Raw genomic sequence first — 14,688 nt, 5'->3', positions numbered from 1 at the left:
ACCCTCTCACAGGAAAGCCGAAGCCGCCTCCTCAAGGAGCGCCAGTAAAGGACCAGGGTAGACCCCGAGAAAGACCAAAAGCAGCGTAAGCGCCCCGAGCGCGACAGTCCCCGCGATCGGCAGGCGCGGAAGAGGCCCCGGGGCTTCCCCGTAAGCCGGCGAGAAAAGCGCGATTATAATCCTCAGGTAATAATAGATCGCGATGGCGCTGTTTACCGCGAGCGCGATTACGAGCAGCCACAGGGCCTCTCCCACCCCGGCGGACGCGACAAAGAACTTCCCGAGAAAGCCTGCAGTAAGCGGCATCCCGGCTAGCGACAGGAGCATGGCCGTAAAGGCCCCGGCAAGCCAGGGGCGCCGCCATGCAAGCCCCCTGTAGTCGTCCAATAAATCAATCTCCCTGTCCTTCCCCGAAAGAAGGGTCACGGCGCCGAACGCCCCTATGATGGATATGAAGTAAGCGGCGAGATAATAGCCTGCCGCTACCATTCCGGCGCGCCCCCCGGCAAGGAAAGCTATCAGGAGATAGCCGACGTGCGCTATGGACGAATAGGCGAGCGTCCGTTTTACGCTCGTCTGAAACAGTGCGAGGATGTTCCCGGCGAACATGGATGCCACGGCGATAGCGCCAAATACGATGAAGAGCGGCTCAAGCGCCAGCGAGCCGGTCTGGAAAAAGAAGCGGAGAAGGAGCGCCGCCACCGCGCCCTTCGAGACCGCCGCCAGGAACGCGCCCACGGGCGCGGGCGCGCCCTCGTATACGTCAGGGGCCCACATGTGAAAGGGCGCTGCCGCCAGCTTGAACCCGGCGGCAACGGTTATCATGGCGAGCCCTGCGAAAAGGAGCGGGCCCGCGCCGGATTCGCCGGCGCGCCCTGCCATCTCCGAAAACTCCATTGTGCCGAGCTCTGCATAGACGAGCGCCATGCCGAAGACCAGGAAAGAGGACGCAATGCCCGCCAGTATCAGGTATTTGACGCTCGCCTCGTTCGCGCGCTCGCCGAGAAAATAGGCGATGAGCACGTAAAGGGATACCCCGAGTATTTCGAGGCCGAGAAAAAAGGCCGCGAAGTGGGCCGAGGCGGCGAGCACGACCGCGCCGAGGGTCGCGATGAGGAGGACTATATAGAACTCCGCGAGCCCGCCCTCGCGCCCCTCGTTGTATCCGTGCGAGAGGAGGGTTACGGCGATTGCCGCGCCGAGCAAAAGGCCCGTAAAGAGAAGCGAATGGGCGTCCACTGAAATCAGCGCGGTGACGGCCCTCGGCGCCGCCTTTGAGGCGGGCACTAAAGACAATAGCGCAAGCACGAAGGCCGAGACCGCCAGGGCCGCGTTGAAGGCGTGGCTCGTGCGAAAGGCCGCGAGCACAGTTGCCACGACCGCGGCTATGGTCAATACCAGCATGGGGAGTATCGCTATCAAATCCGCTGCGCTCATTTTCCCTTGATTCCTCCCAGCTCCGCTGCGCCCTCCATATCCGGGCGGTGCTCCGTAATGCGTACGGCTTCAGGGCCGTCCGCGCCGGTCCCCGTCGCGGCCTTGCTATCAATCCCTATAGCCGTTGCCCCGATGCTTTCTTTTATCCCCATCCTGTCGAGAAAATGGGCGGGATAAAGGCCAAGCCAGAGGACGAGTGCTGCCATTGAGGCGAGCGTTGCCGCCTCCCTCACTCCTATGTCGGATATGCCCGGCCCTTGCAAGGCAGGCCCGTGAAAGACTTTCTGCACCATCCAGAGCGAATAGATAACCGAGGCGACGAGGCCGAGCGCCGCAGATGCGGCAAGCAGCGGGTTTACGCCGAAAACGCCGAGGAGCACCAGGAACTCGCCAAGGAAGTTCCCGAGCCCGGGAAGACCCATGGACGCGAGGGCGAAGAAAAGGGCCGCCCCGCCCATCTTCGGGGCGGACGACCAGAAACCGCCCATCCTCGCCATCTCGCGCGTATGCGCCCTTTCCTCTATGGCCCCGGCTATGATGAAGAGCGCGCCCGTGGACGCGCCGTGGCAGACCATGAGGACGAGCGCGCCGTTCAGGGCAAGCCCCTCCCACGCGAAAATGCCGAGGAGCACGAACCCCATGTGGCTTACGCTCGTGTACGCTATGAGCCTCTTCAAATCGGTCTGGCCGAGCGCAAGGACCGCGCCGTAGATGATCCCGATGACCGCCAGGACATATACGGCCGGCGCAATTGCCTCTGCCGCGTTCGGGAAGAGCGGAAAAAGGAAGCGTATCATGCCGTATGCGCCGGTCTTAAGAAGTAGCCCCGCAAGGAGTACGCTTCCGCCGGCAGGCGCCTCTGCATGGGCCTCGGGTAGCCACGTGTGGAAAGGAACTGCCGGGAGCTTTACCGCGAACGCGGCCAGAAAGCCGAGCATCAGCCAGAACTCGGCAGCGCGGCCCATCGGGGTCCCGAGGAGCTCCATGTAGTCGAATGAGTATTTGCCGGTCTCCGTCCCGTGGACGAAATAGAGCCCCAGTATCGACACGAGCATCAGGAGGCTTCCTGCCTGAGTGAATATGAAGAACTTGAGCGCCGCCCTGTACCGGCCGCCGTGCCCCCATACGGCTATCATCAGGAACATGGGCACGAGCATGAGCTCCCAGAAGACGTAGAAGAGAAGGAGGTCGAGGGCGAGAAAGGCGCCCATGACACCGGCGATGACGGACATGAGGCAGAGGTGGAAAAAACCCGTCCTTTCCCTTATGCCTGTCCATGAGGCCGCGATCGCAGCCATGCCCAGGAAGGCCGTAAGGAGGGCCAGGGCGAGGCTCAGGCCATCGGCGGCAAGGTGGATGCCCGCTCCTACGCCGGGCATCCATTCAAGACGGGTTTCAGCGAGCCATTGGCCGCCGCTATCCCCTCGGCCCAGAACGGAAAGCAGGAGCGCAAAATCGAGCGCGAGCGCCAGGAGGGCAATACAACGCGGGAAGGCTCCTCCCAACCGCGTCGAGGCCCAGGCCGCGACGCCTCCGAAAAAGGGTATGAGGACCGCCCATGCGAGTATCATATGAATGCGAGCGCCCCGAGCGCCAGAAGAGCCCCGAGCGTCATCCCGGCTGCATAGCGCCTCACCTGCCCGGACTGGGTCTTCGCAAGGAGCCTGCTCAGCAGCTCTGTCCCCTTTGCCGCGCCTGCATACGGCGCGTCCATGAAATCCTCTCTGCCCGCCCGCGCTGCCAGGAGATACGGACGGACGAAGAGCCTTTCATAGAGCCGGTCAAAGCCCCAGCCCGAGCGGATGAAGGCATGAAGGCCGGCGGCAAAGCCCTTTTCCGGGAGCCCTTCCACCGCCCCGCGCCGCTTAAAAAAAACGAAATACGCCGCGGCTGCCCCCAGCACCGGGACGATGGCCGAAAGCGCCCCTGCCAGAGGCGCACCAGCCAGCGCGTCCGTATCGGGAAGGGGCGTTACCACCCCTAAAAAAGACGGCACGCCGATGAAGCCGGAAAAAAGTGCCAGGGCCGAAAGGAGGACGAGCGGGGCCGCAATGCCCAGGCCGGTCCGCCTGGCCGCGTCTGCCCCGGCCTCCCCGAAAAAGACGAGGAACACCATGCGGAACGCATAAAGAGCGGTAACTAAGGCCCCGATTATGCCGGCGCCCCAGAGTAGGGCCCCGCCTCCGGCCAGCGCCCCTTTCAATATGAGGTCCTTGCTGTAGTATCCGGCGGTAACGAGGGGCAGGGCCGAAAGCGACGCCGCCCCGATCAGAAAGCTCCAGAACGCGAGCGGGAGCCTTTTCCTCAAGCCGCCCATCCTCCGCATGTCGTGCTCGCCTCCAAGCGCGGTTATGACCGCGCCAGCGGAGAGGAAGAGGAGGGCCTTGAAGAACGCGTGGGTCATGAAATGGAATATGGCGGCCTGCCAGTAGCCTGCCCCGAGCGCGAGGAACATGAACCCCACCTGCCCCATGGTCGAGTAGGCAAGGGCCCTTTTTATGTCCGACTGGACGAGCGCGCTTAAGCCTGAGACGAGGAGCGTTGCCGCGCCCAGGGCGGCTATAAGGGACATTACTGGGGGCGTATCGAAAATCGCGTGGGTGCGGGCTATGAGGTACACCCCGGCGGCGACCATCGTCGCCGCGTGGATGAGGGCGCTTACAGGGGTCGGGCCTGCCATCGCGTCCGGAAGCCATGTCTGAAGCGGCGCCTGCGCCGATTTTCCCAGCGCTCCGGCGAGTATCAAAAGCGCCGCGAGCGCGGCAATGGCGCTACCCTGTTGCCCGGAGGCGGCACCCTCCCCCGCTTCCATGACTGTCTGGATATCGAGCGTTCCGAAGCTCGCCGCAAGGAGTATGATTCCGACCAGGAAGGCCGTGTCTCCTGCCCTGGTCATGATGAAGGCCTTCCGCGCCGCGTACCCGGTATGGCCCTCCTTGTACCGGAACCCGATGAGGAGGAAGCTGCAAAGTCCCACGCCCTCCCAGCCCAGGTAGAGAAAGAGAAAGTTGTCGGCAAGTACGAGGACGAGCATGAACGCGACAAAGAGGTCCATGTACGCGAAAAAACGCGAGTAGCCTTCGTCTTCTGCCATGAACTCGGCGGAATAGACAAGGATAAGGAAGGCCGTGAACGTAATGACCGCTGCCATCGCAAGGGAGAGCGCGTCGAGCCTGAGCGCGGCGTCGGCCCTGAACCAGCCGAGCTCCACCCATGTCCACAGGCTTTGGGCCATGAAGCCTTCAGGCGGAGGCGAGCCGACGAAATCGATTCCGATTAAGAAAACGGAAATGGCCGAGAGGCCGACCGCGCCTGTCCCTACGAGGGCGGAAAGCCTCGCCGGCATCGAGCGGCCAGCCAGGATGAGCGCCAGGAACCCCGCAAATGGCAGGGCGGGTATGAGCCATAGGAATTCTTTCATGTGGCAACCCCTAAAAATTAGAGATTTTTCCCGCAATCAAGGAAGGCCGGGAATAAGAAGCGGAGCATATATGAGTAATATGTGAGCATTTTTATTCCCGGCCTGACACAGAGTCCGGGGAAAAGATCAATTTTTAGAGGTTGCCACATCTCTATCCTTTCAGGCTGCCGACCTTGTCCAGGTCGAGGGTGCCTGTCCTGTGGAAAAACCTAAAGATGACCGCCAGTGCCACCGAGACCTCCGCAGCCGCGAGCGTGAGTATGAAGACGAACATCACCTGGCCGTCGGGCTCCGCCCACCTGTACCCGGCGGCTATGAAGGCAAGGCCTGCGGCGTTCAGCATGACCTCGATGGACATGAGGACGTATATCATGTTCCGCCTTACGAGCACTCCCGTAAGGCCCAGCGCAAACAGGACCGCCGCAAGCGCCAATGCGTATTCAGCCGGGACAGTCGCCATGCATCCTCCTTTTATCAAGCCGTGTAAAACCTTGGGTTTTCGAACCCAGGGATGATAGGCCGTCCGGAGCGAACCAACCTTTTTGGCGAGCGTAGGCATATCGCTTTTGCAACTCAGCTCTTCGGCTACCCTTGAGCTTAGTCCAGCGTGGTCATTTGCGCCCGATGTGGTATGCGCCCAGAAGGCCCACAAGGAGGAGCACCGAGGCAAGCTCGACTCCTATGAGGTACGGGCCGAAGAGCGCTATCCCCACCGCCTTCGGCCCGTGGGCTGCCGCGTCCTCGGGGACAAGGTCCGTGCCAATAAGGACGTAAACGAGTTCAAAGAGGAGTATTGCCGCCAGCACGGCAGGCCCGGCCCATGTCCCCGGCCTGGTTATCCTCTTTTCCTCGGTCTCCTGGCCCGGCCCGTAGCTGAGCATCATGACCACGAAGAGAAATAGGACCATTACCGCGCCGGCGTATATGATGGCCTCGAGGGCCGCGATGTAATGCGCCCCGAGCGAATAAAAAATAGCGGCGCTCGCAAGGAGCGAGACCGTGAGATAGAGGAGAGAATGCACCGCGTTAGAGCCGGTCAGGGCCCTGAAGGTCGCGATCACGGCTATGGCCGACGCTATGTAGAAGAGTCCGTTCACCGCGCCTCCGGATCAGGGCGTGAGGCCCCTTGCGTCCACGGGGGGCGATTCATTCTCCGCCTCCCCCTTGTCTTTCCCCTTTATCGCGAGCCCCGCGACCCTGTAGAAATTATACTCCGGGTATTTGCCTGTCCCGCTTATGAGGAGGTCCTCTTTTTCGTACACCAGCGACTGCCTCGCGTACTCGCTCATCTCGAAATCAGGCGTAAGCTGTATCGCGTACGTCGGGCACGCCTCCTCGCAGTACCCGCAGAAGATGCAGCGGGAGAAGTTTATGCGGAAAAAGGAGGGATAGCGCCTGCCGTCCTCCGTTTCCGCCGCGTCGAGGGCTATGCAGTCCACCGGGCAGGCAACGGCGCAGAGATAGCAGGCAACGCACCTCTCCCCGCCATCGGGGTCGCGCGAGAGTATGATCCGACCCCTGAACCTCGGCGCAAGATACGGCTTCTCTTCGGGGTAGCTGACCGTCACCCTTGGCTCAAAGGCGCGGAGGAAGACCTCCCACGCGGTCTTAAAGAGGCTCAGCATCGGTGCCATCCGGTAATGGCGTCGCATCCGTCAAGGCGAGGAGGATGCCGCCTGTTGCCAGCAGGTTTATGAGCGCGAGCGGGAGCATCACCTTCCACCCGAAGCCCATGAGTTGGTCGAACCTGGGCCTGGGGAGCGAGGCCCTGAGGAGTATGAAGACGGCGATAACTGCCCCGGTCTTCAGGACAAACCATGCGGCGGGCGGGAGCACCGGGCCGAGCCAGCCCCCGAGGAAGAGGACCGTTATCATCGAGGCGATGAGCGTAATGCCCAGGTATTCGCCTATGTAGAACATCCCGAACTTCAGGCCCGAATACTCGGTGTGATAGCCCGCCACCAGCTCGTTTTCAGCCTCGGGCAGGTCGAACGGGAGCCTGTGCGTTTCCGCAAGCCCCGCGAGGAAAAAAATGAGAAGGCCCGGGAGCTGCGGGATGAAAAACCACATGCCCCTCTGCGCCTCGACTATGTCACTGAGGTTGAAGGAACCGGCAAGGAGTACCACCCCCATTATCGAAAGCCCCATGAATATCTCGTAGCTCAGCATCTGGGCCGCTCCGCGCAGGCCCCCCAGGAGCGCGTACTTGCTGTTCGAGGACCAGCCCGCAAGGACGACGCTGTAGATGCTGAGGGACGACATGGCCAGGAAAAAAATGACCCCTATGTCAAGGTCCACGACGGCAACGCCCGGCGCAAAGGGTATGACTGCAAAGGCGGTCAGAACCGTTACGACGATTATGGCCGGGGCCAGCACGAATACCGCCCTGTCAGCGAACGGCGGCACCCAGTCGTCCTTCGTGAATATCTTTATCATGTCGGCAACCGGCTGAAATAGCCCGAGCGGGCCGACCCGGTTCGGCCCGTACCTGTCCTGCCAGAGCGCAAGGAGCCTCCGCTCCGCCCAGATGAGCGCTGCGCTCGACGTAAGGAGCGCGATAAGGACGAAGGCTATCGTCAAGACGGACGCTGTGATCCCCTGCATACGGGCCCTCTCAGCCGGCGCTCTCTTTCGGTCTCGTGACAACGCCCCATTGCGGCAGCCTCAGCCTCTCCATGCCCGGCAGGACCGGAAGCGCCGCAACGCCGTTCGGAAGCGACGGCATATGCCTTAGCGGGAGTTTCAAGAGGAGGCCCCCCGCGTTCAGCGCGACCTCCTCGCCGGGTTGGAACTCGAGCGCCCCCGCGTCCCCGGGATTAAGGCCGAGATAGGGGCGCGGCATAAGCCCGGCAACGGGCGGCGAAAGCGCGCTCAACTCCTCGGACCCGAATATGTGATAAACGGGTATGATAAGCCATTCGCCCTTCCGGGGACTGAACTGCCCGGGTATTCCCCTGAAATACCCGGGCATTGCTTCTGCCGGATTTATGAGCCTTGCGCCAGGATCGCCGCCCCTGAGCCCCCCGTTCACCCCGTCCTGGAATTTTACGACCGCCTGCTGGGAGTTCCATCCCGGCGACCAGAAATGCGGTATAAGCTCCGAAGGCGGTTCCTTACCATGCCCCTTCGGCTGAAAGCCCTCCATCGAGAAAGAGAGCGGAGAGTCCGGGTCTTCGGGAGGTCTAGGCTCTATGACGCTCCTCCCGGCGTGGATGGCCGTACGGCCGCTAACCCGGTGCGGCGCTCTCGCGATCTTCTGCCCCGCCATGCGGAACCCTGCGGACGGCGCGGCATCTATTGCCTCCTGCAGCTCCGGCATCTCGGACGCCATCGATTCGAGGACCTCGTCTATATTGCTCCAGGCCGTGCCCGCGCCCGATACCTCCATAATACTGCCGAGCCAGCGCCAACCCTCGGCAATATCTCCATCAGGGTTGAAGACCTTGAAAAACCTCTGCGCCCTCCCCTCTGAATTTACGAGCGTCCCCGTGCCTTCGGCAAAGGCCGCGCCAGGCAATGCGAGCCCCGCAGCCATTGAAGTCCGGGTCGCGGTATGGTCGATAACGATAGCGTCCTCGAAGCACTCGAAAAAGACCTCCACTTCCTCGCTGCCCGCGCGCATGAAAAGGTCGTTTTCGAGTATCACGAGGGTGTCAAACCCACCGCCGGCTGCGGCCTTGCGCGCGTCGTCGAGGCTTCCGCAGCGCATGAGGGCCAGGCCCATGCTGTTGCACTCGGGGACGATATACGAGAGCGCGGCCTTCCTTCCTGCTGCGTGAAGCGCCGAGGCGACGTTTGCGGCGGCCTTTATGACCGCTTCCGAAAGGCTCACGCCGGAAACGATAAGCGGCCTTTTTGCGGCCCTGAGGTCTTCGGCTATGTCCTTTGCGAGCCGAGCGGCCCCCTCTCCGAGCCCCTCTGGGAACGGGGCGTCCCCGTCGAGCTCATGCGCTATGGCGTTCCCGAGCCTGGCGATATCATCGGGCGGCGCGTGATAGGCAGTTTTAGCGGCCTCGTCGAGCTTCGTGGCAAAAGGGGCCGCCACATGAAATGGCCCCTTTTCATTCTGTATAGCGGTCCTTATGGCAGAGGCGTCCCACTCCGGTATTTTCCTGCCAATCGCCTTCTCGACCGGCCCTCTCCGGGCTGCCTGCCTGAGCATGAGCGCCTCGATTGGCGCGACATTAGTGACGTCCTCGCCCAGGATAAGCACCGCGTCAGCCCTTTCGACCTCCGAGAGGGACGGAGACCTCGCGGGCCCGCCTTTCAGGATGTCCAGCACGAGAGCGATAAGCCCATGCTCATCATCCGGCAGCCCTGAAAAGAAGTTTTCCGGGCCAGCGAGCTCCCTCAGGGCGAAGTTTGATTCGAGCGAGGCCCTGGGTGAGCCTATGGCCATGACCTTCTTGCCGTTCCCGACCATCAGGGACGCGCGCCGTACGGCCTCGCCGGCATCGATGTGCTTTTCTTCTCCGGGTCTTATCCTTAATACAGGCCGCCGTATTCTTTTGTCGCCGTTTACGGATTCATAGCCGAAGCGGCCGCGGTCGCAGAGGAAGTGCCCGTTCACCGAGCCGTTGTACCTGTTCCTTATGCGACGCAGCTTCCCGTATCTCTCGCCCGGAGTCGTATTGCAGCCCAGGCCGCAGTGGACGCAGACCGAAGGCGCGGTCTGGAGGTCCCATTTCCGCGCATAGTGCTTCTTGAAGGTCTTGTCGGTAAAGACTCCCGTGGGGCAGACCTCGACGAGGTTGCCGCTGAACTCGCTTTCGAGGGTCCCGTTTCCGCTCCGGCCAAAGTAGACGCTGTCGCGCGAGGCGAAGACGGAGAGGTCGCGCCCCCCGGCGTAATCGCAATAGAAACGCACGCACCTGTAGCACTGTATGCAGCGGTTCATCTCGTGGTTCACGAACGGGCCGAGGTCCTGGTTCCTGTAAGTCCTTTTGCTGAACCTGTGCCTCCTGTATATGTGCCCTGTCATTACGGTCATGTCCTGGAGGTGGCACTCGCTCCCCTCGTCGCAGACAGGGCAGTCGTGCGGGTGGTTGGCCATGAGCCACTCGATGACGCCCGCCCTGAAGGCCCTGGCCTCGGGGTCGTCTATGGATATGCGAGCGCCGTCGGTTACAGGGGTCATGCAGGCCATGACTATCCTGCCCCTGGTGTCGCTCTCGTCCTTGAACTCCTTTACAGCGCACTGCCTGCACGCGCCCACGGAGCGCATTGCCGGGTGCCAGCAGAAATACGGGAGGTCGAAGCCGAGGCCGAGGCAGGCCTCGAGGAGGTTCTGCCCCTCTGTCGCCTCGTAATCTTTCCCGTCTACGTATATCCTGGGCATTTCATCTCCGCTCCATTTTCAAGGGGCAGCCTTTTTCCCTGATGTGCCTTTCGAAGTCCTCCCGGAAGACGGCAAGCCCGCTTTTCAAGGGCTCCATCGCGCCCGGGGCCAGCGCGCAGTAGGTCTTCCCCATCCAGAGCGAGCCCGTATGCTCTCGGAGCGTCTCAATATCCTCGGTCTCGCCTTTTCCGTCCTCTATCGCGCCGAGGAGCCTCGCAACCCACGGAAGCCCCTCCCGGCAGGGAGTGCACCAGCCGCAGGACTCCTCTGCAAAAAACCTTTCAAGGTTATGGAGAGCGGCCACCGGGCAGACAGTATGGTCGAGGACTATCATGGTGCCCGTGCCGAGCCTGCTCCCGGCCTTTTGCACCGAATCGAAGTCCATCTTTACGTCCAGGCCATCTTCACAGATAAACTCCGTCGAGGCGCCCCCGGGCATGAGGCAGCGGAAGCTGAACCCGTCCGCCATGCCGCCCGCGTGCTCTTCCAGTATCTCGCGCGCGGTCGTGCCCATCGGTAGCTCCCAAAGCCCCGGCCTTTTTACCCTTCCGCTTACGCCGAAGAGCTTGGTCCCGCCGTCCCCGGAGCGGCTCAGCTTCCTGTACCACTCGGCGCCTCCGGTGATTATGTGCGGCACGTTCGAGAGCGTCTCGACGTTATTTACGACCGTCGGCCTGCCCCAGAGGCCGCTCGTCTGCGGGAAGGGAGGCTTTGAGCGCGGGATGGCGCGTCTCCCTTCGAGCGCGTTCAAAAGGGCCGTCTCCTCGCCGCAGATGTACCGTCCGGCGCTCACGTGCACCCGTATATCGATGCTTAAGCCCGAGCCGAGTATGTTACGCCCCAGATAACCCCTTTCGTACGCCTCTGCTATGGCCTTCCTCATCCGTTTCGCGGCAAGGGTATATTCCCAGCGGAGAAATACGAACGCAGTTTCCGCCTCGATGGCAAAAGAGGCTATTATCATGCCTTCTATGACAAGGTGCGGGTTCCGCTCGAGGAGGAGCCTGTCCTTGAACGTGCCGGGCTCCATCTCGTCCGCGTTGGCTATAAGGTATTTGGGGCGCGGCGCGTCCTTCCCCGTGGGCACGAAACTCCACTTGAGGCCCGTATTGAAGCCCGCGCCGCCCCTGCCCCGGAGGTTCGCCTCCTTGACCTCCTTCCGTATTTCGGAGGGGTCCATCCTGAGGGCCTTACGGAGCCCTTTATACCCGCCATAAACCTCGTACTCGCTTATATCCAGGGCCTCGCCGCCGGGCTTGAGGCGCCCCGTAAGCGGCTTTTCCCCTACCCCCGCCATCCGTGCTCTCTCAGTATTTCGTCGGCAAGCTCCGGGGTAAGGCCCGGATAGAGCTTCTCCCCGACCATCATGACGGGCGAGCGGTCGCACGCGCCGAGGCACGGGACGGAGAGGAGCGTGAAAAGGCCGTCGGCCGTGGTCTGGCCGAGCCTTATGCCGAGCCTTACCTCCAGGTGGGCGAGTATCCTTTCATAGCCCATGACCATGCAGCTTATGGTATTGCATATGAGTATGACGTTCTTTCCCACGGGCCTCCTGAATATCAGGTTATAGAAGGTCGCGACCCCGTCGAGCTCGTCAACGCTCATGCCGAGCATGTCCGCGACCTCCCGGAGCGTTTCGTCGTCCACCCAGCCCCTGCGGCGCTGCACGCACATGAGCGCCTCGACGGAAGCCCCCCGTTTCTGCCCGTAATGCCTGGTCTCCTCCTCTATCTCGCGCCTCTCCTCGTCGGAAAGCACTCGCGCCTCCTTAACGGTCCACGTCGCCCATCACGAAATCTATGCTCCCCATTATGGCGATGAGGTCGGCTATCTCGAAGCCCTTGCACATGAGAGGGAGCGCCTGCAAATGCGGAAATGAAGGGGTGCGTATGCGGGTCCTGTATGAAGAGGTGTCCCCGTCGCTTACGAGATAATAGGTGTTGTTCCCCTTCGCGGCCTCGGTGCCGATCGCGGCCTCCCCTGCCGGGACGACAGGCCCCCAGCTTACCGAAAGGAAATGGCCTATGAGCGTCTCTATGTCCCGCATCGTCCTCTCTTTTCTCGGCGGGGTGGCGAGCGGGTGGTCGCTCTTATATGGCCCGGAAGGCATGTTATCCAGGCACTGCTCGATTATCCTCAGGCTCTGGCGCATCTCCTCGACCCTTACCAAGGCCCTCGCGTAGCTGTCGCCCTCATGGGCGGTAGGTATGTCGAACTCGAACTGGTCATAGCCTGAATAGGGGCGCTTTTTCCGGAAGTCCCATTCGATGCCGCACGCGCGGAGGTTCGGGCCCGTCACTCCCCAGTCGATTGCCTGGTCGAGTGTGAGCGTGCCTATGCCCCTTGTCCGCACCTTCACTATAGCGTTCTCCATCACGAGCTTTTCGTATTCCATGAGCCTGGGCGGCAGGTACTCGATGAAATCCCTTACGAGCTTTTCCCATCCTCTGGGCAGGTCGGATTGGACGCCGCCTATCCTGAACCAGGCCGGGTGCATGCGGAAGCCGGAGACGGCCTCTATTATGGAATAGGCGCGCTCCCTGTCGTTGAAGGTGAGGAACACGGGGGTGAGCTGCCCCAGGTCCTGCGCGAACGTGCCGTACCAGACGAGATGGCTCGCTATGCGGAATAGCTCCGCGAACATCACGCGGGCGATCCTGGCCCTTTCGGGAACCTCTATGCCCGCGAGCCTCTCTACGGCGAGCACGTACGGGAAGTTGTTGAGCGGCCCGGCAAGGTAGTCTATCCTGTCCGTATAAGGTATGTAGGTGTGCCAGGTCTGCCTTTCGCCCATCTTCTCGGCCCCGCGGTGGTGGTAGCCGATGTCCGGGAAGGCGTTCACTATCTCCTCGCCGTCGAGCTCGAGTATGATGCGGAATATCCCGTGGGTGCCGGGGTGGTGCGGGCCCATGTTGAGGAACATGAACTCTGTCCCGTTCCCCTCGGTCCTGTATATCCCCCATTCTTTAGGGACGAACCTTAGCGCCGCCTCTTCCCTGACCTCCTTCTCGAGCGGGAGGGTGTACCTTTCCATGTCCGTCCTTCGCGCCGGGTGGTCCTTCCTGAGCGGGTGCCCTTCCCAGGACTGCGGCATGAGTATGCGCCGGAGGTTCGGGTGCCCCTCTGCCCGGACGCCGAACATGTCCCATATCTCCCTTTCGTACCAGTTTGCCGAGCTCCACACCCCGGTCGCCGACGGTATTGACGGGCTCTCACCCTTGAGCGCGACCTTTATCCTTATGTCCTCGTTACGGTCGAAAGAAAGGAGGTGATAAACGGCGGTAAAGTCGCTCTCGGGCTGCCCCTTGCGCTTCCGGCGGGTGCGCTCGTCGATTGCCGTGAGGTCGTAGAGCATCCTGTACGGCCCCTCGACGCCGGTCTTCAGGAACTGGAGCACCTCCAGCAGCTTCTCCTTCGGCGTCCAGAAGGTAGGCAAGCTGTCGGCAGTGGGCTCTGGCGTAACCGCGCCCTCGCCGAACCTGGATGCCAGGTCCTCCAATATGTTCGATGCTGCCGCAATGGACATAGCGCCCCGCTGGAGGAAGCTTATTTAAAATCATATTCAGGCGGCTCAAAAAGCTCAAGATGCAAGGAGTCGAATTAGGAGGAATGAGGCGTACTTTTATTGTACGCCGGAGTTGCCAATTTTGAAGACGTTATGCTACCCTGATGAGGCTTAAGGGCCTGAACGGATGGCCGAAACGAGCGTAAATTAATGGCAACCCTCTGAAAATTAGAGATTTTTCCCGCTTTTCCCGGAAGGCCGGGAATAAAAAGCGGAGCATATATGGCAATATGTGAGCATTTTTATTCCCGGACTGACGCAGAGTCCGGGGAAAAGATCAATTTTTAGAGGCTGCCATTTTTCAGGCCTCGTCAGGCTCCCTTAACGTGGTCGCCTCTTTCCTCCAGCCTTTTTGCTCCCGCATGACCGGGAGCTTTTTTCCCCTCGTTTCGGCTTCACCCGTTATCCATGTAAGGGGTTTCCTCTCCGCGGCTATCCTCTTCTGAAGTAGGATGAGCCCCTCAGTGAGCGCCTCCGGTCTCGGCGGGCATCCCGGCACATAGACGTCGACCGGCAGTATCGAGTCAACGCCCTGGACAACGCTATATATGTCGTACATGCCGCCGGAGTTCGCGCACGAGCCCATTGAGATCACCCATTTGGGGGCCATCATCTGCTCGTAGACCCTCTTTACCATGGGCGCCACCTTTACGAACACGGTGCCTGCCACTATCATTAGGTCCGCCTCCCTGGGGCTTGACCGGAGGACCTCGGCGCCGAAGCGCGCGATATCGTGCCTGCTCGTTATGCTCGCGGCCATCTCTATATAGCAGCACGAAAGCCCGAAGTTAAGCGGCCACAGGGAGTTCTTCCTGCCCCATGCCACCATGTCTTCGAGCTTCGTAAGCAAAAAGTTCCGGCGCTGCGCTTCCACGCCCGCCGGCATCTCCGCATGCCCGGTATTCAACCGCATGACCCGCCCCCTTT

At 61.4% G+C, this 14,688-nt stretch carries 12 protein-coding genes; all 12 read right to left on the bottom strand.

The annotated features are described in order from the left end of the window. Nucleotides 1-6 precede the first annotated feature (6 nt). Nucleotides 7-1,437 carry an NADH-quinone oxidoreductase subunit N gene (locus QY316_01300; GenBank protein WKZ33072.1) on the bottom strand — a complete coding sequence of 477 codons (1,431 nt, stop codon included), beginning with the start codon at nt 1,435-1,437 and terminating at the stop codon, nt 7-9. After that, nucleotides 1,434-3,008, bottom strand: a complete 1,575-nt coding sequence (locus QY316_01295; GenBank protein ID WKZ33071.1) for an NADH-quinone oxidoreductase subunit M — start codon at nt 3,006-3,008, stop codon at nt 1,434-1,436. The genes QY316_01300 and QY316_01295 overlap by 4 nt, the downstream gene beginning before the upstream one ends. Next, nucleotides 3,005-4,858 (bottom strand): NADH-quinone oxidoreductase subunit L, encoded by a 1,854-nt coding sequence (gene nuoL / locus QY316_01290; GenBank protein ID WKZ33070.1) that lies wholly within the window; start codon nt 4,856-4,858, stop codon nt 3,005-3,007. The genes QY316_01295 and nuoL overlap by 4 nt, the downstream gene beginning before the upstream one ends. 151 nt (nt 4,859-5,009) lie before the next feature. Then, nucleotides 5,010-5,318 (bottom strand): NADH-quinone oxidoreductase subunit NuoK, encoded by a 309-nt coding sequence (gene nuoK / locus QY316_01285; GenBank protein WKZ33069.1) that lies wholly within the window; start codon nt 5,316-5,318, stop codon nt 5,010-5,012. Between the two features lie 151 nt (nt 5,319-5,469). Beyond that, nucleotides 5,470-5,955 (bottom strand): NADH-quinone oxidoreductase subunit J, encoded by a 486-nt coding sequence (nuoJ, locus tag QY316_01280; GenBank protein ID WKZ33068.1) that lies wholly within the window; start codon nt 5,953-5,955, stop codon nt 5,470-5,472. A gap of 12 nt (nt 5,956-5,967) precedes the next feature. Continuing rightward, nucleotides 5,968-6,510, bottom strand: coding sequence for an NADH-quinone oxidoreductase subunit NuoI (gene nuoI, locus QY316_01275; protein WKZ33067.1), 543 nt, complete (start codon nt 6,508-6,510; stop codon nt 5,968-5,970). Beyond that, nucleotides 6,467-7,462 (bottom strand): NADH-quinone oxidoreductase subunit NuoH, encoded by a 996-nt coding sequence (gene nuoH / locus QY316_01270; GenBank protein ID WKZ33066.1) that lies wholly within the window; start codon nt 7,460-7,462, stop codon nt 6,467-6,469. The genes nuoI and nuoH overlap by 44 nt, the downstream gene beginning before the upstream one ends. Before the next feature lie 10 nt (nt 7,463-7,472). Then, nucleotides 7,473-10,196, bottom strand: a complete 2,724-nt coding sequence (gene nuoG, locus QY316_01265) for an NADH-quinone oxidoreductase subunit NuoG (GenBank protein WKZ33065.1) — start codon at nt 10,194-10,196, stop codon at nt 7,473-7,475. 1 nt (nt 10,197) lies between these two features. Further along, a complete protein-coding gene (gene nuoF / locus QY316_01260; GenBank protein WKZ33064.1) occupies nt 10,198-11,493 on the bottom strand; it encodes an NADH-quinone oxidoreductase subunit NuoF in 1,296 nt (431 codons plus the stop codon). Then, nucleotides 11,481-11,954 carry an NADH-quinone oxidoreductase subunit NuoE gene (nuoE, locus tag QY316_01255; GenBank protein ID WKZ33063.1) on the bottom strand — a complete coding sequence of 158 codons (474 nt, stop codon included), beginning with the start codon at nt 11,952-11,954 and terminating at the stop codon, nt 11,481-11,483. The genes nuoF and nuoE overlap by 13 nt, the downstream gene beginning before the upstream one ends. A 10-nt stretch (nt 11,955-11,964) precedes the next feature. Beyond that, nucleotides 11,965-13,722 carry an NADH-quinone oxidoreductase subunit C/D gene (gene nuoC, locus QY316_01250; protein WKZ33062.1) on the bottom strand — a complete coding sequence of 586 codons (1,758 nt, stop codon included), beginning with the start codon at nt 13,720-13,722 and terminating at the stop codon, nt 11,965-11,967. A 340-nt stretch (nt 13,723-14,062) separates the two neighbouring features. Then, nucleotides 14,063-14,674 (bottom strand): NADH-quinone oxidoreductase subunit B family protein, encoded by a 612-nt coding sequence (locus QY316_01245; protein WKZ33061.1) that lies wholly within the window; start codon nt 14,672-14,674, stop codon nt 14,063-14,065. Nucleotides 14,675-14,688 lie beyond the last annotated feature (14 nt).

The sequence above is a fragment of the Thermodesulfobacteriota bacterium genome (assembly GCA_030583865.1).
In the GTDB taxonomy this organism is placed as follows: Bacteria; Desulfobacterota; GWC2-55-46; order GWC2-55-46; family GWC2-55-46; genus UBA5799.
This window is presented reverse-complemented; position numbering and strand designations above follow the sequence as displayed.